Origin of the sequence: Pseudomonas sp. Irchel 3A7 (genome assembly GCF_900187565.1) — a bacterium.
In the GTDB taxonomy this organism is placed as follows: Bacteria; Pseudomonadota; Gammaproteobacteria; order Pseudomonadales; family Pseudomonadaceae; genus Aquipseudomonas.
The window spans coordinates 21,753-39,907 of record NZ_FYED01000015.1 but is presented as its reverse complement, the minus strand read 5'-3'; the positions used below and the strand labels follow the sequence as shown (position 1 = coordinate 39,907).

Below are 18,155 nucleotides of genomic sequence, written 5' to 3'. Positions count from 1 at the left end.
GCGAATGACCGCGCAGCGGTCACCCTCTTTTCTGCTCAGGATCAAGGCTTTGAACCGAACGCGTTGGCGCCAGCCTTTGATCGTGGCACGATGTCGAGGTTAACGACCGAGACCCCCTGACCATGCCGCAATCCCAAGCCAAGAATCTGTCCCTGATCGCCGCAATCGACCTGGGCTCCAACAGCTTTCACATGGTCGTGGCCAAGGCCCAGAACGGCGAAATCCGTATTCTCGAGCGTCTCGGGGAAAAGGTTCAGCTGGCCGCCGGCATCAACGAAGAGCGTCAGCTCAGCGAAGAATCCATGCAGCGCGGGCTTGATTGCCTGAAGCGCTTCGCCCAACTGATCAACGGTATGCCCCTGGGCGCCGTGCGGATCGTCGGCACCAACGCCCTGCGTGAAGCCCGCAACCGCGCCGAATTCATCCGCCGCGCCGAAGAAATCCTCGGGCACCCGGTGGAAGTCATCTCCGGCCGTGAAGAAGCGCGCCTGATCTACCTCGGTGTGTCCCACACCCTCGCCGACACCCCGGGCAAGCGCCTGGTGGCAGACATTGGCGGCGGCAGTACCGAGTTCATCATCGGCCAGCGCTTTGAACCCCTGCTGCGCGAAAGCCTGCAAATGGGCTGCGTGAGCTTCACCCAACGTTATTTCAAGGACGGCAAGATCACCCCGGCCCGCTATGCCCAGGCATACACGGCGGCCCGCCTGGAGATCATGAGCATCGAGCACGCCCTGCACCGCCTGACCTGGGATGAAGCCATTGGCTCCTCGGGCACCATTCGCGCCATCGGCCTGGCGCTGAAGGCCGGCGGTCATGGTGCCGGCGAAGTGAATGCCGAAGGGCTGGCCTGGCTCAAGCGCAAGCTGATCAAACTTGGCGATGTCGAAAAAATCGACTTCGAAGGCATCAAGCCTGACCGCCGGGCGATTTTCCCGGCGGGCCTGGCGATTCTCGAAGCCATCTTCGACTCCCTCGAACTGCAGCGCATGGACCACTGCGAAGGTGCATTGCGCGAAGGCGTGCTCTACGACCTGCTGGGCCGCCATCACCATGAAGACGTGCGCGAACGCACCCTCAGCTCGCTGATGGAGCGTTACCACGTCGACCTGGAACAAGCCGCCCGCGTGGAACGCAAAGCCCTGCATGCCTTCGATCAGGTGGCCAGCGATTGGGATCTGGAAGATGAAGACGGCGTCTGGCGCGAACGGCTGGGCTGGGCGGCCAAGGTCCATGAAGTGGGCCTGGACATCGCTCACTATCAGTACCACAAGCACGGTGCCTACCTGATCGAGCACTCGGACCTCGCCGGTTTCTCCCGTGAAGACCAACTGATGCTCGCGCTACTGGTGCGCGGCCACCGCCGCAACATTCCCAAGGACAAGTTCGCCGAATTCGACGAAGACGGCATCAAGCTGATTCGCCTGTGCGTGTTGCTGCGCTTCGCGATCCTGTTCCACCACATCCGCGGCACCCAGCAAATGCCTCAGGTGGAACTGAATGCCCATGGCAACAGCCTGGAAGTGGTGTTCCCGGAAAACTGGCTGGACGAGAACCAACTGACCCAGGCCGACTTCGCCAATGAAGCGGAATGGCTGACCCGCGTCGATATCGTGCTGAACGTGCGCTGAAACTGAAAAAGGCCTTCTGCGGAAGGCCTTTTTTGTGCGTGCAATTCATGTGGGAGCGAGCCTGCTCGCGCAGGCGGTCTGTCAGTCAACATCCATTTTGAATGTGCCGCCCCCTTCGCGAGCAGGCTCGCTCCCACAGGTTCCTGGCGTTAGCGAACGGTAAGGATCGGGCTACCCAACCGTTCCAGCAAAGTAGCCTGGGCACTGCGCGGGTTCTGGTTGCCGGTCGGCGTGTTGCGGATGTACCGACCGTCCGACTGCAGGCTCCAGCTGTGGGTGTTATCGGTGAGATACAGCTCCAGCTCCTTCTTGACCCGCATGATCAGCTTCTTGCCTTCCACCGGGAAGCAAGTCTCGACACGCTTGTCGAGGTTGCGCTCCATCCAGTCGGCGCTGGAAAGGAACATCTGCTCTTCGCCGCCATTGAGGAAGTAGAAGACCCGGGTGTGTTCCAGGAAGCGACCGATGATCGAACGCACGTGGATGTTGTGGGAAACCCCGGCAATGCCCGGTCGCAGGCAGCACATGCCACGCACCACGAGGTCGATGCGCACGCCTGACTGACTGGCCTTGTACAGCGCACGAATGATCTTCGGATCGGTCAGCGAGTTGAACTTGGCAATGATGTGCGCCGGTTTGCCGTCGAGGGCGAACTGGGTCTCGCGGGCAATCATGTCGAGCATGCCCTTCTTCAGGGTAAACGGCGCATGCAGCAGCTTCTTCATGCGCAGCGTCTTGCCCATGCCGATCAACTGGCTGAAGAGCTTTCCGACGTCTTCGCACAAGGCGTCGTCGGAAGTCAGCAGGCTGTAGTCGGTGTACAGGCGGGCGTTGCCGGCGTGGTAGTTGCCCGTACCCAAGTGCGCGTAACGCACAATCTCACCGGCCTCGCGACGCAGGATCAGCATCATCTTGGCGTGGGTCTTGAAGCCGACCACGCCGTAGATCACCACTGCACCGGCCGCTTGCAGACGGCTGGCCAGTTGCAGGTTGGACTCCTCATCGAACCGCGCGCGCAATTCGATCACCGCGGTGACTTCCTTGCCGTTTCGCGCCGCATCCACCAGCGCATCGACGATTTCCGAGTTGGCGCCGGAGCGGTACAAAGTTTGGCGCACCGCCAGAACGTGCGGGTCCTTGGCGGCCTGGCGCAGCAGGTCGACCACCGGGGTGAACGACTCGAACGGGTGCAGCAACAGAATGTCCTGCTTGCTGATCACGCTGAAAATGTTTTCGCTGTTCTGCAGCAGTTTCGGGATCTGCGGGGTAAACGGCGTGTATTGCAGCTCGCGCTGGCTGTCGAGACCGGTGATGCTGAACAGCCGCGTCAGGTTCACCGGGCCGTTGACCTGATACAGCTCGGTCTCGCTCAGGTTGAATTGCTTGAGCAGGTAATCGGACAAATGCTTCGGGCACGTATCGGCCACCTCCAGACGCACCGCGTCACCGTAGCGACGGGAGAACAACTCGCCGCGCAGGGCGCGGGCCAGGTCTTCGACGTCCTCGGAGTCCAGCGCCAGGTCGGCGTTTCGGGTCAGGCGGAATTGGTAGCAGCCTTTTACCTTCATGCCCTGGAACAGGTCGTCGGCGTGAGCGTGGATCATCGACGACAGGAACACGTAGTTGTCGCCAGGACCGCCGACCTCTTCCGGGACCTTGATGACCCGCGGCAGCAAGCGCGGCGCCGGTATAATCGCCAGACCGGAATCGCGACCGAAGGCGTCGATGCCCTCGAGTTCGACGATGAAGTTCAGGCTCTTGTTCACCAGCAGCGGGAACGGGTGCGTCGGGTCGAGGCCGATCGGGGTGATGATCGGGGCGATTTCATCGCGGAAATACCGGCGGACCCAGGTTTTGAGCTTGGTCGTCCAATGGCGGCGACGGATGAAGCGGACCTGATGTTTTTCCAGCTCCGGCAACAGAATATCGTTGAGGATCGCGTACTGACGGTCAACGTGACCGTGCACCAGTTCACTGATGCGGGCCAGCGCCTGGTGCGGTTGCAGGCCATCGGCGCCGGCCTGTTCACGGGCGAAGGTGATCTGCTTCTTGAGGCCGGCGACACGAATCTCGAAGAACTCGTCCAGGTTGCTGGAGAAAATCAGCAGGAACTTCAGGCGCTCCAGCAACGGGTAGGACTCGTCCAGCGCCTGTTCCAGCACGCGGATATTGAACTGCAGTTGCGAGAGCTCGCGATGGATGTACAGGCTGCTGTCATCCAGGCCGGGAATGGCAATCGCCGGCGCCGCCAGCGCGGGCTCGGTCACCACCACGGGTGGAGCAGGCTCCAGCTCCGGCGGGGTTTCGGCGATTTGCTCGACCACGGGTTGAGCGTCTTGTACGGCAACTTCAGTGAGTCCTTCGGTATTCATCGAATGTTCCTGGGAGGGCTATTTCTGCTCTCGTAACAATTGAGCTGCACGAACGGCAAAGTAGGTCAGGATGCCATCAGCGCCTGCACGTTTAAAAGCGGTCAGGGATTCGAGGATAACCCCTTCGCTCAACCAGCCATTCTGGATCGCCGCCATGTGCATGGCGTATTCGCCGCTGACTTGATAAACAAAAGTCGGCACTTTGAATTCTTCTTTGACCCGGCAGAGGATGTCCAGATACGGCATGCCTGGCTTGACCATGACCATGTCCGCACCTTCTGACAAGTCAGCCGCCACTTCGTGCAGGGCTTCGTTGCTGTTGGCCGGGTCCATCTGATAGGAGGCCTTGTTGGCCTTGCCCAGGTTCAGTGCCGAACCCACCGCATCGCGGAACGGGCCGTAATAGGCACTGGCGTACTTCGCCGAGTAAGCCATGATCCGCACGTTGACGTGACCGGCCAGTTCGAGGGCTTCACGGATCGCCTGGATGCGGCCATCCATCATGTCCGACGGCGCAACGACCTGAGCGCCGGCTTCGGCATGGGACAGGGCTTGTTTGACCAGCGCGTCGACGGTGATGTCGTTCTGCACATAGCCTTCTTCGTCGAGAATGCCGTCCTGTCCGTGAGTGGTGAACGGGTCCAGCGCGACGTCGGTGATCACACCCAACTCAGGAAATTGGGCGCGCAGGGCACGGGTGGCGCGTTGAGCAATACCCTCGGGGTTCCAGGCTTCGGCGGCGTCCAGCGACTTGAGCGCCGGCGGCGTCACCGGGAACAGCGCCAGCGCCGGAATCCCCAGCTCGACCCACTTGGCCGCTTCTTCCAGCAACAGATCGATGGTCAGGCGTTCGACACCCGGCATCGAGGCCACCGCTTCACGGCGGTTTTCACCGTCGAGCACGAACACCGGCAGGATCAGGTCATCGACAGTCAACACATTTTCACGGACCAGTCGACGCGAGAAATCGTCACGACGGTTGCGACGCAGACGGGTTGCAGGGAACAAACGGTGGGCAGGGGTAAAACTCACGGCAGACTCCTGAGCCCGCGCAGACGGGCGAGCGTGACAGTTATAAGCGGCCATTATGACGAACACATTACAGTTGTGCGCACCCTGTGACACGTAGCCGCATTCCATTGTCCTTGTAGGAAATGTTCACGTCGAGACACATTTGGACACTTTCCTGAATGTGTACGAAGGGTTAGGCTGCGCGTTCATTTCGCCAGCACCCAGACAATGCTCCAACAATTTCTGCATGACTTCGGCTACTTTGCCCTGTTTCTCGGCACGTTCTTCGAAGGCGAAACCATTCTGGTGCTCGCAGGCTTCCTCGCGTTCCGTGGATACATGGACATCAACCTGGTGGTGGTCGTGGCGTTCTTCGGCAGTTATGCCGGCGATCAGCTGTGGTACTTCCTGGGACGCAAGCACGGGCGCAAGCTGCTGGCGCGCAAACCCCGCTGGCAACTGATGGGTGACCGGGCGCTGGAACATATCCGCAAGCACCCGGACATCTGGGTCCTGAGCTTCCGCTTTGTCTATGGCCTGCGTACGGTAATGCCGGTGGCGATCGGCCTGTCAGGCTATCCACCGGGTCGTTATCTGCTGCTCAACGGCATTGGCGCGGCGATCTGGGCCACCGCGCTGGCGGCGGCGGCCTACCACTTCGGTGCGGTGCTCGAAGGCATGCTCGGCAGCATCAAGAAGTACGAGTTGTGGGTGCTCGGCGGCCTGCTGGTCCTGGGCCTGGGCCTGTGGCTGCGCCGACGCTTCAAGAATGCGCGCCTGGCCAAACAGGTCTATGCCGATGAACAGGCCCTGAAAGCTGAACGCGCCAGTACTGGCGATCCTAAGACGCCAGCCGAGTAAAACGGTTTCTACAGCAATAGAGACCGATACCACTGAGCAGGCTGTAACTGAGCAGGCCGACCCAGCCCACCGCGCTGGCCGGCCATAGCCCCACCACCGGCGCCAGCCACACGAGCGGCACATTCGCCGCCAGTCGCAGCAGCTCCAGCTTCAACGCCCACGGGCGATTCTCCAGGGCCACGCCCAGCACGAACAACCCCAGCGCCAACGCGCCCCAGCCCAGCACCAGCGCGGAAGTGGACAGCTGTGGTTCCAGATTCATCAAGTAGCTGCCCAACGCGATGTAAACGCAGAACTGCAACGCCACGTACCACAGCTGACGCCCATCCAGTGGCACTTCGAATTTGCGGAACTGGCTCAAGTCCGGTTTGCTCATCGGGTATTTGGCCGCCACATCCGCCGGTCGCCAGCCGGTGCGCATGAACCAGATCCGCAGCTTGTCCCAGGTGCTTTCGGCACGCCGCGCATCCGCCCACAACTGCGCGTAGAACTGCACGTTCGCCCATAACGGATTCCAGCTCGCCAGTGGGGTGGTCACGCCGAAAATCACCGGCTCGTTGTCGTCTTCTTCCTGGAACGAGCCGAACAGACGGTCCCAAATAATGAACACCCCGCCGTAGTTGCGATCCATGTAGAGAGTGTTCTGTGCATGGTGGGCCCGATGATTGGATGGCGTGACAAAGAACCACTCGAACCAGCCGAGCTTGGGAATGTGCCGGGTATGCACCCAGAACTGGTACAGCAGGTTCAGCGCGGCGACACTGATAAACACCGCCAATGGCACGCCGGCCACGGCCATGGGCAGGTAGAAGATCCAGCTCAACAGAAACCCGGTGCTGGTTTGGCGCAGGGCGGTGGAGAGGTTGTAATCCTCGCTCTGGTGATGCACCAAATGCGCGGCCCAGAGGATGTTGCGCTCGTGGCCCATGCGGTGCAGCCAGTAATAGCAAAAATCGTAAAAGACAAAGGCGAACACCCAGACCCACACGCTGTCAGCCGAGAGCTCGAACAGCGCCAGGTGCTTGAGGGCAAAGGCGTAGGTCACCAGACCCACCCCCTTGGTCAGCAGGCCCGTGGTGGTCGACAACACCCCGGTGCTGATGCTGTTGATCGCATCCGCCACTCGATAGTTGCTGACCCCGCGCCAACGGTCGGCCAGCAGCTCGACGGCAATCAGCACAAAGAAAAACGGCACCGCATACAAAATGAAGTCCATGACGCGCCCTGATCGGAATCTGTAGGACAGATCCTATGTTTAGCCGCGAATTAACCCTATGGCAACGAGTGACAAATTAGTGGACATTTAACGCCATGAATCTGGAGAAAAGCCCATGAGCAAAAAAGTTGCAGTGATCCTTTCCGGTTGTGGTGTGTACGACGGCGCCGAGATCTACGAAAGCGTGATTACCCTGCTGCGCCTGGACCAGCGTGGCGCTCAGGTGCAGTGTTTCGCACCGAATATCGCGCAGCTGCATGTGATCAATCACCTGACCGGCGAAGAAATGCCCGAGTCGCGCAACGTGTTGGTGGAGTCGGCGCGCATTGCCCGCGGCGAGATCAAGGACATCCGCGAAGCTGACGCTGAAGAATTCGATGCCCTGATCATTCCCGGCGGCTTCGGATCGGCCAAGAACCTCTCCAACTTCGCCATCGAAGGCACCGGCTGTACCGTGCAACCGGATGTCCTGGCCTTGACCGAAGCCTTTGCCGAGGCCGGCAAACCGGTCGGCCTGATCTGCATTTCGCCGGCCCTGGCGGCGAAGATCTACGGTCCGGGCGTGACCTGCACCATCGGCAATGACGCCGACACCGCAGCTGCGTTGAACAAGATGGGCGCCACTCACAAGGAATGTGCGGTGAGCGACATCGTCGAAGACAAGGCGCGCAAACTGGTGAGCACCCCGGCGTACATGCTGGCTCAATCGATCAGTGAAGCCGCGTCAGGCATCAACAAACTGGTCGACCGTGTGCTCGAATTGACCCACGAAAACGACGCTTGATGTGATCTGGCATCTGATTTCCTGTGGCGAGGGAGCTTGCTCCCGCTCGACTGCGCAGCAGTCGTAAAACCGGTTATTGCGGTCTGCCTGAAAAACCGTAGCGGATGGTTTTGGGGTTGCTCCGCAACCCAACGGGAGCAAGCTCCCTCGCCACAGGGGCAGCGTTCTCTCAGGATTTGCGTGTGAGCCGCGTCAACATCCGATCCAGCGCGTTGGCAAACGCCTGCTTCTCGCGCTCGCCAAACGGCGCCGGTCCACCGCTCATCTGCCCTTGCTCTCGCAAGTCGGTGAACAGGTTGCGCACCGCCAGCCGGTCGCCCATGTTCTGCGCATCGAACTCCTTGCCCCGGGGGTCCAGCGCCGCTACGCCCTTTTTCACCAGCCGGTCGGCCAGCGGCACATCGCTGCAGATCACCAGCTCACCGGGCACCGCGTGCTCGACCAGGTAGTCGTCGGCCGCATCCGGACCACTCGGCACCACGATCAGCTTTACCAGGGCCAGGCCCGGTTTGCTCTGCGGCTGGCCGGCCACCAGCACCACTTCGAACTGGCGCTTGAGGGCAAACTTCACCACCAGATCCTTGGCCGCCCGGGGGCAGGCGTCGGCGTCGATCCATACACGCATCAGGTTTTCCTCTTCTAAAAAGCTTCGCGAGCAGGCTCGCTCCCACAGGTTATACACAATCCTGTGGGAGCGAGCCTGCTCGCGAATGTGGGCGAAGCGAATGCTTTTAAGCCGTAACCCGCTGCTTCTCGGCCACACGACTGCGGCCATACAGCACAATGATCGCAAGGATCGCCACCGCCTGCGCACTCAGCGAATAAGCATCCGCATGAATCCCCAGCCAGTCGAAATCAAAGAACGGCACCGGTCGCGTTCCGAAGATCCCGGCTTCCTGCAGCGCCTTCACGCCATGCCCGGCGAACACCACCGACAATGCACACAGGAGACCGGCGTTGATGCTGAAGAACAACGTCAACGGCAATTTCGCCGAGCCGCGCAGGATCACCCACGCCAACCCCACCAACAGCACCAGCGCCGTCGCACCGCCGGCCAGCACTGCGTCGTGGCCCGCAGGACCCGCCTGCAACCACAGGGTTTCGTAGAACAGAATCACTTCGAACAGCTCGCGATACACCGAGAAGAACGCCAGGATCGCAAAGCCGAAACGCCCACCGCCGCCCACCAGGCTGCTCTTGATGTAATCCTGCCAGGCCGCGGCATGGCGACGGTCGTGCATCCACACGCCCAGCCACAGCACCATGACGCTGGCGAACAACGCCGTCGCGCCTTCCAGCAATTCGCGCTGTGAACCACTGACATCGATCACATAGGCCGCCAACGCCCAGGTTCCCAAGCCGGCCAACAGCGCCAGCCCCCAACCGACGTTGACACTGCGCACCGCCGATTGCTGGCCGGTGTTACGCAGGAAGGCGAGGATCGCCGCCAGCACCAGAATCGCTTCCAGCCCTTCGCGCAACAGAATCAGCAGCCCGGAAATGTAGCTCAGGGACCCGCTCAATCCGTCGCTGCCCAATAGACCGGCAGACGTCTTCAATTTAGCCTTGGCCGCCTCCAGACGCTGCTCGACCTGCTCCAGCGGCAAGCCATCCTGCAACGACTGACGGTAGGCCATCAGCGATTTTTCCGTGTCCTTGCGCACGTTGGCGTCGACGTTATCCAGGGAGCTTTCGACCAGTTCGAAGCCTTCCAGGTACGCCGCCACCGACAAGTCATACGCCTGATCGTGGTCACCGGAACGGTAGGCCGCGACGCTCTTGTCCAGGGTCGCCGCCGTGTAGTCGAGCAACTGCGCCGGGCCACGCTGGACCTGTGGCGGCTGCGCCCGTTGTGCGCGGAAGGTCGCCGCGCCTTGTGGGCCATCGGCGGCCTGTACTTCGGCCGGGGTCTGACGGGCCAGATCGGCAATGTTGTAGAGCTTGTCGCTGCTGGCGTTCGCCGGATCGGCGCTGAAGCTGGCGATGAAAGTGGCCAGGTCCCAACGCTGGCGATCGTCCAGCTGATCGGCGAAGGCTGGCATGTCGGTGCCTTCAACGCCGAGGCCCAGGGTGTTGTAGATCGCGTAGAGGCTCAGGTGATCCAGACGCGCGTGATCGCGCAGGTTGGCCGGAGGCGGTGTCAGACCGACGCCCGCCGGGCCATCACCCGCCCCGGCATCGCCGTGACACACTGAACAGTGCTGTGCGTACAGCGGTGCGCCTCGGGTCGGGTCCGGGGTAATGATCGGCGCCTGGCTGACTTCATAGGCCACGGCCAGTTTTGCACCCAGTTGCCGCGCCTGACGGGCAACATCTACGCCATCCTGACGCGCAGCGATCGCAATGCGCAGCGTGTTGATGCCCTTTTCCAGACCGGCCTTCTCAGGATTGGCCGGCATGGCAGCCACCATGCCTTGCAGCGCCTGGACGAACTCCAGTTGCTCGCGGTATTCGGACTCGTTGACGACCTTGCCTGCTTGCACAGCTTGCGGGTAATCCGCACCGATATAGTCGAGTAAATGCAGGGCTTGCGGAGCGCCTTCCACCGTGTCGGCCAGCAGATTGAAACTGCATAGGGCGAACACCGGCGCTATCAGCCAGGCCAGGAAACGGGACGGGGCAGTCATGAATGGATCTCAATTGGAAACAAGAAGTAACATATTGTTCCCTCCCAATGACTTTCACTCAAGCTTTGTTGTGGATTGCGTATCACTCCCGCCTTCCAGGCGAACCACCAAAGCGCCAGTGGAAAATCGAATTACGAGTTATCGCTGCATCGTCCCAAGGATTTTGATGCCATCCGGATGGTGGACGAGTCGGTGCAGATCTATAACCACGAGCGACCGCATCTGTCGCTGAAATACAAAACGCCCGATGCGGTGCATCGGGCGTTTTGAGAGTGAAACAGGCGTAAACCTGTTTCAGGATCAGACACTGAAGGTTTTACACGGCAACTTTGCGCAACGTCGCCATAAACGCCGCCGCGCCAATGAACAGCCCGGCAAACGTGCGGTTCATGCGTCTCTGCTGTTTGGGCGTGCGCAACATGCGCAGCACTTTGGACGCCAGGCCAGTGTAGCCAGCCATGACGATCAGATCGACGAAGATCATGGTCACACCAATGATCACGTACTGGATCAGCAGCGGCGCATGCGGGTCGATGAACTGCGGCAACACCGCGAGCATGAAGACCAGCGCCTTGGGGTTGCTGATATTGACCAGAAACCCCCGGAACACCAGGGCCATCGGCTTGCCGATCTGGCGGATGGCCGCGTCATCGCTCATGTCGCTGGGCAGCGCTCGCCATTGCTTGATCGCAAGATAGACCAGGTACGCCACACCGAACCATTTGATTGCATAGAAAGCTGTGGCCGACGCCGTAAGAATCGCCCCCACACCGGCACCGACAATCGCAATTTGCACTGCAAGGCCTAATTGCAGGCCCAACGCGTTCCAGTAACCACGCCAGAAACCGTATTGCAGACCGCTGGACATCGACGCAATGGCGCCGGCGCCAGGAGACAAACTGATCACCCAACAGGCGGCAAAGAACGCCAGCCATGTTTGAAGCTCCATCGCACACCTCGACTCAGACTCGTGACAGACATCTAAGCTAATGCGGCTTTGGGCTGATGACTACCGATTTTTTTGCCGGATGTTGCGGTTGCCGACCAGCGTTGCCGGCTTGAGGGTCTCTTCGCGAGCAGGCTCGCTTCCACAGGAGTACGCATTCCAAGGTGGGAGCGAGCCTGCTCGCGAAAGCGTTGTGCCAGACGACAGAAGGCTTACTTTTCGAACCCGCTCGAAGGAAACACATCAGTTCCACGCCAACGCCGAACCGAACGCTGGAAGAACAGGCTATTAGGCACCTGCACCATGGCGCTGCCGGTCCCGAGTTCTTCGGCCTCGATCAGCGTGGTGTACAGCAGATTGATCGCCACGACCCGGCCTTTGACGCCAGGCTTGTCGGTGGTGTCCACCAGTTCGACCACATCGCCGAGACGGAACGGGCCGACGGTAAAGATCAGGATCGCGCAGAGCAGATTGGAGAGCACGCTCCACATGGCGAAAAACGCCACCGCAGCGACCGCGACAAACCCGGACAATGCCGTCCAGAGCACCGTGGCTGACACTCCGAGGCGCTCCAGCACGAAAATCAGCGCGCTGCCCATGATCAGCCAGCGCAGACCGCCGCGCAGGGGCATCAGCAATTGCGGCGGGAACGGGTAGCGCTCGCCCAGTCGGGTCAGGCACTTGGCGACAAAACGCTGGGCAATGTAACCGGCCAGCAGAATCAGCAGGATTTGCACGCCGAGCCAGATCGGCTCGGCCCACATCGGCGGCAGCGGCAACTTGAAGGCGTCCATCAGGACAGCGCCTCCAACTCCGCCTGCATGCTTTCCAGCAGTTCCAGGGCTTCCATCCAGGCCTCTTCCAGTTCTGCCTCACGCACCTTCAACCTGGCCTGTTCGGCCAGCAGATCACGCAACTCGTTCTTGCGCGCCGGTTCGTAGATATCGCTGTCGCCGAGGCTGACATCGATTTTCGCCAGCTTCTCGTGCAGCTTGCCCAATTCGGCCTCAAGCTTTTCCGCTTCGCGCTTGTGGGGAGCCAGTTGCTGGCGCAGGGCAGCCGCGGCCTGACGCTGGGCCTTCTTGTCGGTCTTGTCCGGGTTGACCGGGGTGTTGCTGACCGGTGCATTGCGCTGACGGTAGTCCACCAGCCAACGGGTGTAGTCTTCGAGGTCGCCGTCGAACTCTTCGACCTTGCCGTCCGCCACCAGAAAGAAGTTATCGGTGGTGCTCTTGAGCAGGTGACGGTCGTGGGAGACCACCAGAACCGCACCGCTGAACTCCTGCAAGGCCATGGTCAGCGCCAGGCGCATTTCCAGGTCCAGGTGGTTGGTCGGTTCGTCGAGCAGCAACAGGTTCGGCCGGTCCCAGGCGATCAACGCCAGCGCCAGTCGCGCCTTCTCGCCACCGGAGAAATTCAACACCGGTTCGTCGATCCGCGCACCGCGGAAGTCGAAACCGCCGAGGAAGTCGCGCAGGGTCTGTTCGCGCTCGGTCGGCGCCAGTCGCTGCAAGTGCAGCAACGGGCTGGCTTTGGCATCCAGGGAGTCGAGCTGATGCTGGGCGAAGTAGCCCACCACGGTGTTCTCGCCACGGGTCAAACGGCCCGCCAGCGGCTCCAGCTCACCCGCAAGGTTCTTGATCAGGGTCGATTTACCGGCACCGTTGGGACCGAGCAAACCGATTCGCGCGCCGGGGGTCAGTTGCAGCTTGACCTTCTCCAGCACGGTTTTCTCGCCGTAGCCCAGGCGGGCGTCGGACAGGTCAATCAGCGGGCTGGAAATTTTCTGCGATTCGCGGAAGACGAAATCGAACGGCGAGTCGACGTGGGCCGCGGTCAGCTCTTCCATCCGCTCAAGCGCCTTGATCCGGCTCTGGGCCTGACGGGCCTTGGTCGCCTGGGCCTTGAAGCGGGCGATGTAGCTTTCCATGTGCGCACGTTGCGCCTGCTGCTTCTCGTAGGCCTGCTGTTGCTGGGCCAGGCGTTCGGCGCGGGCACGCTCGAAAGCGCTGTAGCCACCGCGATACAGGGTGATCTTGCGCTGATCGACGTGGGCCACGTGATCGACCACGGCATCGAGGAAATCGCGGTCGTGGGAGATCAGCATCAAGGTGCCGGGATAGCTCTTGAGCCATTCTTCGAGCCAGATGATGGCGTCGAGGTCCAAGTGGTTGGTCGGCTCATCGAGCAGCAGCAGGTCGGAGGGACACATCAAGGCTTGCGCCAGGTTCAGACGCATCCGCCAGCCACCGGAGAAATCCCCGACCTGGCGATCCATCTGCTCGTTGGTGAACCCCAGGCCGGCCAGCAGCTTGCGCGCACGCGCGTCAGCGGTATAGCCATCGGCGCTGTCGAGCTCCGAGTGCAGACGGGCCTGTGCGGCACCGTCATGGGCCGCTTCGGCAGCCGCCAGGTCGCGTTGCACCTGTCGCAGGCGCAGGTCGCCATCGAGCACGTAGTCGACCGCCAGGCGTTCGAGGGTGTCGACCTCCTGACGCATGTGGGCGATACGCCAGTCGGCCGGCAGGAAGCAATCGCCCGAATCCGGGTGAAGTTCACCCCGAAGCAAGGCGAACAGGCTCGATTTGCCGGCGCCGTTGGCACCGATAAGGCCGGCTTTCTGGCCGGCGTGCAGGGTCAGCTCGGCGTCTTCTAGCAGACGTTGCGGGCCACGCTGTAAAGTCAGGTTCTGAAGTCGAATCATAATGGCGGCGGAGTCTACCAGCTTCGCTCGCAACTGGCGCGAGTAGCACTATGTCCTCTGACCTGTGGAGCTTTTCCCTGGCCCTTTATGCCCGTCCGGGTGTCGAACAGGCGTGTCTGCACTTGCAGTCGGCGGGCGCCAATGTGTGCCTGCTGCTGTGCGGGGCATGGCTGGATCAGCGGGGAGTCGCCTGCAATGATCAACGCTTGCTGCAACTTCGCAGCCTGATTGAGCCTTGGGACGCCGATGTCGTGCAGCCGTTACGGGCTTTACGCACGCAATGGAAATCCGCTGCAACGAGCGATGCCGAGCTGCACTCGCTGCGCGAACAAGTGAAGGCCTTGGAACTAGAAGCCGAACGGCATCTGTTGTTGCGACTGGAGCGAGCGGCACAGGATTGGCCGCAACATGAAGTGACCGATCAATCGGCCTGGCTGGAAGGTATGGCAGTGGGCGCCACCCCAGCGGTCCGCGACGCGCTGCATGAGCTGCGCGTCGCGGTGACCGGCACTTAGGAAGCGCTGGTTGGGGTGGTGGCGGAGTTCGACGGAGCGACTGGCGTTGGCGCAGTGGTGGCTGTCGAAGTGGTTGCTGTTGGCGCAGGAGCAGCCGAAGCAGATGGCGCTGGCGTCGCTGGCTTGGCAGCAGGCGCTGGGGTCGGCTTGGCGGCAGCGGCCGGTTTTTTCACAGCAGGTTTTGCGGCTGGTTTTGCAGCCGGTTTTGCAGCGGCAGGTTTCGCTGCAGGTTTCGCTGCAGCAGGTTTTGCAGCAGTGGCTGGCTTGGCGGCTGGTTTCGCTGCGGCAGGTCTTGCGGCAGTGGCTGGCTTGGCAGCCGCAGGTTTTGCAGCAGCGGTTTTCGCAGTCGGTTTAGCAGCAGTTTTCGCAGCCGGTTTAGCGGCTGCTTTTGCAGCCGGCTTGGCAGCGGTTTTAGCTGCGACAGGTTTTGCGGCTGGCTTGGCTGCAGGTTTCGCAGCGGCAGTTTTAGCAGCCGGCTTTGCGGCTGGTTTGGCAGCGGTGGTTTTCGCCACGGCTGGTTTCGCAGCAGCAGTTCTGGCAGCCGGTTTTGCAGCAGCTGGTTTAGCTGCAGCTGGCTTGGCGGCAGGTTTGGCAGCGGCAGTTCTGGCAGCTGGTTTTGCAGCGCTGGCAGCAACCGGTTTTTTCGCCGCAGGTTTTGCTGCGGCTTTCACCGGTGCTTTGGCAACCGGTTTGGCGGCAGACTTGGCCGGAGCTTTTGCAGCAACCGGTTTGGCAGCGGCTTTCTTGGCAGGAGCCGCAGCAGGCTTGGCCGCACGCAGGGACAATGCCTTGCCGACAGCCTCTTGTACACGACCGACACCCTGGGCCAGTTTCAGGCTTTCTTGAGCGTCGCGCTTGAGTTGCAGGATGTAGGCGCGAGTGTCCGACTGACGCTCCTTGAGGGCATCAAGCAGGTCTTCGAGCTGCTTCACTCCGTCCTTGGCCTTGGCTTGTGCCTTGGCTTTTCCGGCGGCTGCAGCGTCCTGCAATTTGGTGCGGGATTTGTGCAATTTTTCCTGCGCTTTTCCGCGCTGCTTTTCCAGTTTGGCGAGCAGTTTTTCAGCATCAGCCAAGGCTTCGGAACAAGCGGTTTCCAGATGCTCGAGCAAGCTGCCCGAGAGTTGTTGGAGTAAGTGCAACGGGGTATTTACAGGCTTCTTGGTGGCCGACATGGTTTACCTCCTGGCTGACGTGGGTGCGGCTCATACTAGACCTCTGCTGCTACCGCCGCTAGGGCATCTTGACAGTATCCAAAGCGTTGCGTTGCAACGGATCGAAAATGTTCGGCGCTTGAACAAAAGCAGTTCACCGTTGAACGCATTCTCACTGGCATAATCGCCCGCATCTCAGGTCGGAGAGTGCCCATGTCGCGCTACCTTTTTTTATCGCTGTGCGTGATTTTTTCCGCGGCCCAGGCTGCTGAAAAAAACCAGGAAAATGACGCTCACGATCTCGCTTACAGCCTGGGTGCGAGCCTCGGTGAACGCTTGCGCCAGGAGGTTCCCGACCTTCAACTCAAAGCGCTGGTCGAAGGTCTACAGCAAGCTTATCAAGGCAAACCCCTGGCCCTGAAAGACGAGCAGATCGAACAGATCCTGACCGAGCACGAAGCCCGGGTTGCCATGCAAACACCGGCTCCGCAAAACGAACTCGCGCTGGAAAACGAGCAACGCTTTCTCGCCGGGGAAAAAGCCAGACCCGGTGTTCGTGAACTGGAGGACGGGATCCTGCTGACAGAGTTGGCACCGGGGACTGGCGCCAAGGCGGGACCGAACGGCAAGGTGCAGGTGCTTTATGTCGGACGCCTGCCCGACGGCACCGTATTCGACCAGAACAATCAGCCACAGTGGTTCAGTCTCGATAGCGTGATCAGTGGCTGGCGCAGCGCGCTGCAAAACATGCCGGTCGGTGCCAAGTGGCGCCTGGTGATTCCATCGGCACAAGCCTATGGCGCCGACGGTGCCGGCGACCTGATCGCGCCGTTCACGCCCCTGGTGTTTGAAGTCGAATTACGCGGCGCCACCAGCTGATCGCGCAAATGAAAAACGGCGCGCCTTGGCGCACCGTTTCGGGGTCTTGCGGTAAACGATTCAGGCCTGGACCGAATCGGTTTCCTTGTGAGCGGTGTGCAGCACTTCGATCAGGCAGTCTTCCAGTTCGAAGCGTTCGTGCAACAGGCCGCCAAGCTCCTTGAACTTCTCCGCGACACACTTTCCTTCATCGCATAGATCGTTGAACGCGAGGAGTTTCTCGGTGATGACGTCGATGCGCGGGTAGAGGGTCTCGGCGAGTTCAAGACCACGTTTGTCGTTGAAGGCCTTGGCCTCCCCCGTCAGCTGTTCATAGATTTCGAAGTGGCCGGCAGACACGTAATCCACCAGCACGCCGCAGAACTCCAGCAGAGGTTTGCGGTTATCACCCAGGGCCTCAGGCTTTGCGCCGAGTGCGTCATAGGCCCCGATCAGTTCTCGACGCTCCTGCAACCAGCGATCGATCAGCAGATGTACTCCACCCCAACGTTCCTGAGCATTCTGACAACTTTCGAGCATGGCGTTCTCTCTTCCCTTGTGGGTCATGCTGCTCTACATCCGTCGTACTCCTGATGATCAGGAGTCGCCCAGGCAGAGCGTCATCGAGCAACATAAATCCAATGACACGTGCGGGCCAGATTATGCCCGCACGACGGTGGCTTCAAGGTACGCAGGCGATAAAGTTCATACAAGTGTTTAATCACCCGCCAGGGCCCGGGGCGACGAGTCGCCGCCGAGCGGTCTATGCACGGTGATCCAGACAAGGCGCAACAGCTGATAAATACCCAGAATCGACATCGCAACGAAGAACAGCAAACTCCATTCCGGGATGCTCAGGTCGAACAGCGTCCAGGAGATCTGCCCGCAATCGATGGAACCCTGGAACATCTGCTGCACAACACAAATCCACGGCGTACTGGCGAACAGGTCAACCAGGTTGGGTGCGCAGGTTGATAGCTGATGTACTGGATCGCTTTGCAACAGCACTTGCCGCCACGCCGTGACCGTACCTGCCAGACTGCATAGCAGGCCGAGCAGCCAATAGAGCGCAGAACCGAGACGACCTGGCCCCTGCACGGCGGCCATCAGGCAGACACCTGTCAGCAGCGCCAGACAAATTCGCTGCAACAGGCATAAACCGCAAGGCTTAAGGCCGACCGAATATTCCAGATAGTAGGACACGCCCAGAACCAGGGCGCCCGCAACGAAAACCGTGAAGAACAAGGAGCGTGTGCAGGCCAACGACATGGCTTTTCCGTAACAATAAGGACCGACGGCTACGGTAGAGGAAAGCGCGCTGGCGTTTCAAGGCAGGCTGACAGGGACAGTTCAACAGGGGTGTAGGGAATTCCCGACAGCATCTGGAGGATCAGGCGTAGTCCTTTGTAGGATTCAGCTGAAGACGCAATCAAACGTAAAAAATACGACGTTGAAATGTATCTGTTGTGGCATTGGGGC

Annotated in this window: 16 protein-coding genes and 1 pseudogene; 6 read left to right on the top strand and 11 right to left on the bottom strand. The window is 60.6% G+C overall.

Annotated elements, in window-relative coordinates; genetic code table 11:
- Positions 1-122: 122 nt before the first annotated feature.
- On the top strand, positions 123-1,631 hold the full coding sequence (gene ppx / locus CKW21_RS23295; protein WP_095196256.1) for an exopolyphosphatase: 1,509 nt from the start codon (positions 123-125) through the stop codon (positions 1,629-1,631).
- Between the two features lie 149 nt (positions 1,632-1,780).
- On the opposite strand, the gene ppk1 is transcribed toward ppx, so the two are convergent.
- Positions 1,781-4,003, bottom strand: coding sequence for a polyphosphate kinase 1 (gene ppk1, locus CKW21_RS23290; RefSeq protein ID WP_095196255.1), 2,223 nt, complete (start codon positions 4,001-4,003; stop codon positions 1,781-1,783).
- Between the two features lie 18 nt (positions 4,004-4,021).
- Positions 4,022-5,035 (bottom strand): porphobilinogen synthase, encoded by a 1,014-nt coding sequence (gene hemB / locus CKW21_RS23285; protein WP_095196254.1) that lies wholly within the window; start codon positions 5,033-5,035, stop codon positions 4,022-4,024.
- A 207-nt stretch (positions 5,036-5,242) separates the two neighbouring features.
- On the opposite strand from hemB, the gene CKW21_RS23280 reads away from it, so the two are divergent.
- A complete protein-coding gene (locus CKW21_RS23280) occupies positions 5,243-5,875 on the top strand; it encodes a DedA family protein (protein WP_095196253.1) in 633 nt (210 codons plus the stop codon).
- Here the strand turns inward: CKW21_RS23280 and CKW21_RS23275 are convergent.
- Entirely contained in the window at positions 5,856-7,091 is a 1,236-nt protein-coding gene (locus tag CKW21_RS23275; RefSeq protein ID WP_095196252.1) for a sterol desaturase family protein, read from the bottom strand. The genes CKW21_RS23280 and CKW21_RS23275 overlap by 20 nt on opposite strands.
- Before the next feature lie 115 nt (positions 7,092-7,206).
- Between CKW21_RS23275 and elbB the strand changes: the two genes are divergently transcribed.
- Positions 7,207-7,875: an isoprenoid biosynthesis glyoxalase ElbB gene (gene elbB / locus CKW21_RS23270; protein WP_095196251.1), complete on the top strand. Its 669-nt coding sequence runs from the start codon at positions 7,207-7,209 to the stop codon at positions 7,873-7,875.
- 169 nt (positions 7,876-8,044) lie between these two features.
- Here elbB and CKW21_RS23265 read toward each other — a convergent pair whose 3' ends face one another.
- Complete coding sequence (locus tag CKW21_RS23265) at positions 8,045-8,500, bottom strand: YaiI/YqxD family protein (protein WP_095196250.1); 456 nt, start codon at positions 8,498-8,500, stop codon at positions 8,045-8,047.
- Positions 8,501-8,606: 106 nt separating this feature from the next.
- Entirely contained in the window at positions 8,607-10,502 is a 1,896-nt protein-coding gene (locus tag CKW21_RS23260; RefSeq protein ID WP_095196249.1) for an FTR1 family protein, read from the bottom strand.
- Positions 10,503-10,637: 135 nt separating this feature from the next.
- On the opposite strand from CKW21_RS23260, the pseudogene CKW21_RS23255 reads away from it, so the two are divergent.
- Positions 10,638-10,772 (top strand): annotated as a pseudogene (locus tag CKW21_RS23255) (integrase core domain-containing protein); the annotation flags it as partial.
- A 46-nt stretch (positions 10,773-10,818) separates the two neighbouring features.
- On the opposite strand, the gene CKW21_RS23250 reads toward CKW21_RS23255, so the two are convergent.
- The 3 genes from CKW21_RS23250 to CKW21_RS23240 all read right to left on the bottom strand — a co-directional run bounded on the left by CKW21_RS23250 (position 10,819) and on the right by CKW21_RS23240 (position 14,152).
- The gene (locus tag CKW21_RS23250) at positions 10,819-11,451 is read right to left on the bottom strand and encodes a LysE family transporter (protein WP_095196248.1); all 633 of its coding nucleotides are present in this window, start codon (positions 11,449-11,451) and stop codon (positions 10,819-10,821) included.
- 209 nt (positions 11,452-11,660) lie between these two features.
- Positions 11,661-12,242, bottom strand: coding sequence for a mechanosensitive ion channel family protein (locus tag CKW21_RS23245; protein ID WP_095196247.1), 582 nt, complete (start codon positions 12,240-12,242; stop codon positions 11,661-11,663).
- Entirely contained in the window at positions 12,242-14,152 is a 1,911-nt protein-coding gene (locus tag CKW21_RS23240; protein WP_095196246.1) for an ATP-binding cassette domain-containing protein, read from the bottom strand. The genes CKW21_RS23245 and CKW21_RS23240 overlap by 1 nt, the downstream gene beginning before the upstream one ends.
- Before the next feature lie 50 nt (positions 14,153-14,202).
- Here CKW21_RS23240 and CKW21_RS23235 point away from each other — a divergent pair, with 50 nt between their 5' ends.
- Positions 14,203-14,667 carry a TIGR02444 family protein gene (locus CKW21_RS23235; RefSeq protein ID WP_095196245.1) on the top strand — a complete coding sequence of 155 codons (465 nt, stop codon included), beginning with the start codon at positions 14,203-14,205 and terminating at the stop codon, positions 14,665-14,667.
- On the opposite strand, the gene CKW21_RS23230 is transcribed toward CKW21_RS23235, so the two are convergent.
- On the bottom strand, positions 14,664-15,839 hold the full coding sequence (locus CKW21_RS23230) for an AlgP family protein (protein ID WP_095196244.1): 1,176 nt from the start codon (positions 15,837-15,839) through the stop codon (positions 14,664-14,666). The genes CKW21_RS23235 and CKW21_RS23230 overlap by 4 nt on opposite strands.
- Positions 15,840-16,031: 192 nt before the next feature.
- On the opposite strand from CKW21_RS23230, the gene CKW21_RS23225 reads away from it, so the two are divergent.
- On the top strand, positions 16,032-16,697 hold the full coding sequence (locus tag CKW21_RS23225) for an FKBP-type peptidyl-prolyl cis-trans isomerase (protein WP_095196243.1): 666 nt from the start codon (positions 16,032-16,034) through the stop codon (positions 16,695-16,697).
- 60 nt (positions 16,698-16,757) lie between these two features.
- Here the strand turns inward: CKW21_RS23225 and rsd are convergent, their stop codons facing one another.
- On the bottom strand, positions 16,758-17,216 hold the full coding sequence (rsd, locus tag CKW21_RS23220) for a sigma D regulator (RefSeq protein ID WP_095196242.1): 459 nt from the start codon (positions 17,214-17,216) through the stop codon (positions 16,758-16,760).
- A gap of 177 nt (positions 17,217-17,393) precedes the next feature.
- Positions 17,394-17,945: a disulfide bond formation protein B gene (locus CKW21_RS23215; protein WP_095196241.1), complete on the bottom strand. Its 552-nt coding sequence runs from the start codon at positions 17,943-17,945 to the stop codon at positions 17,394-17,396.
- Between the last annotated feature and the right edge of the window lie 210 nt (positions 17,946-18,155).

What these genes read in the sequence shown, in the direction of transcription:
- CKW21_RS23280 (WP_095196253.1), top strand. Translation starts at nt 5,243, where the DNA reads ATGCTCCAACAATTTCTGCATGACTTCGGCTACTTTGCCCTGTTTCTC.
- CKW21_RS23240 (WP_095196246.1), bottom strand. Translation starts at nt 14,152, where the DNA reads ATGATTCGACTTCAGAACCTGACTTTACAGCGTGGCCCGCAACGTCTG.
- CKW21_RS23230 (WP_095196244.1), bottom strand. Translation starts at nt 15,839, where the DNA reads ATGTCGGCCACCAAGAAGCCTGTAAATACCCCGTTGCACTTACTCCAA.
- CKW21_RS23275 (WP_095196252.1), bottom strand. Translation starts at nt 7,091, where the DNA reads ATGGACTTCATTTTGTATGCGGTGCCGTTTTTCTTTGTGCTGATTGCC.
- ppx (WP_095196256.1), top strand. Translation starts at nt 123, where the DNA reads ATGCCGCAATCCCAAGCCAAGAATCTGTCCCTGATCGCCGCAATCGAC.
- rsd (WP_095196242.1), bottom strand. Translation starts at nt 17,216, where the DNA reads ATGCTCGAAAGTTGTCAGAATGCTCAGGAACGTTGGGGTGGAGTACAT.
- CKW21_RS23265 (WP_095196250.1), bottom strand. Translation starts at nt 8,500, where the DNA reads ATGCGTGTATGGATCGACGCCGACGCCTGCCCCCGGGCGGCCAAGGAT.
- CKW21_RS23235 (WP_095196245.1), top strand. Translation starts at nt 14,203, where the DNA reads ATGTCCTCTGACCTGTGGAGCTTTTCCCTGGCCCTTTATGCCCGTCCG.
- CKW21_RS23260 (WP_095196249.1), bottom strand. Translation starts at nt 10,502, where the DNA reads ATGACTGCCCCGTCCCGTTTCCTGGCCTGGCTGATAGCGCCGGTGTTC.
- ppk1 (WP_095196255.1), bottom strand. Translation starts at nt 4,003, where the DNA reads ATGAATACCGAAGGACTCACTGAAGTTGCCGTACAAGACGCTCAACCC.
- CKW21_RS23215 (WP_095196241.1), bottom strand. Translation starts at nt 17,945, where the DNA reads ATGTCGTTGGCCTGCACACGCTCCTTGTTCTTCACGGTTTTCGTTGCG.
- elbB (WP_095196251.1), top strand. Translation starts at nt 7,207, where the DNA reads ATGAGCAAAAAAGTTGCAGTGATCCTTTCCGGTTGTGGTGTGTACGAC.
- CKW21_RS23225 (WP_095196243.1), top strand. Translation starts at nt 16,032, where the DNA reads ATGTCGCGCTACCTTTTTTTATCGCTGTGCGTGATTTTTTCCGCGGCC.
- CKW21_RS23250 (WP_095196248.1), bottom strand. Translation starts at nt 11,451, where the DNA reads ATGGAGCTTCAAACATGGCTGGCGTTCTTTGCCGCCTGTTGGGTGATC.
- CKW21_RS23245 (WP_095196247.1), bottom strand. Translation starts at nt 12,242, where the DNA reads ATGGACGCCTTCAAGTTGCCGCTGCCGCCGATGTGGGCCGAGCCGATC.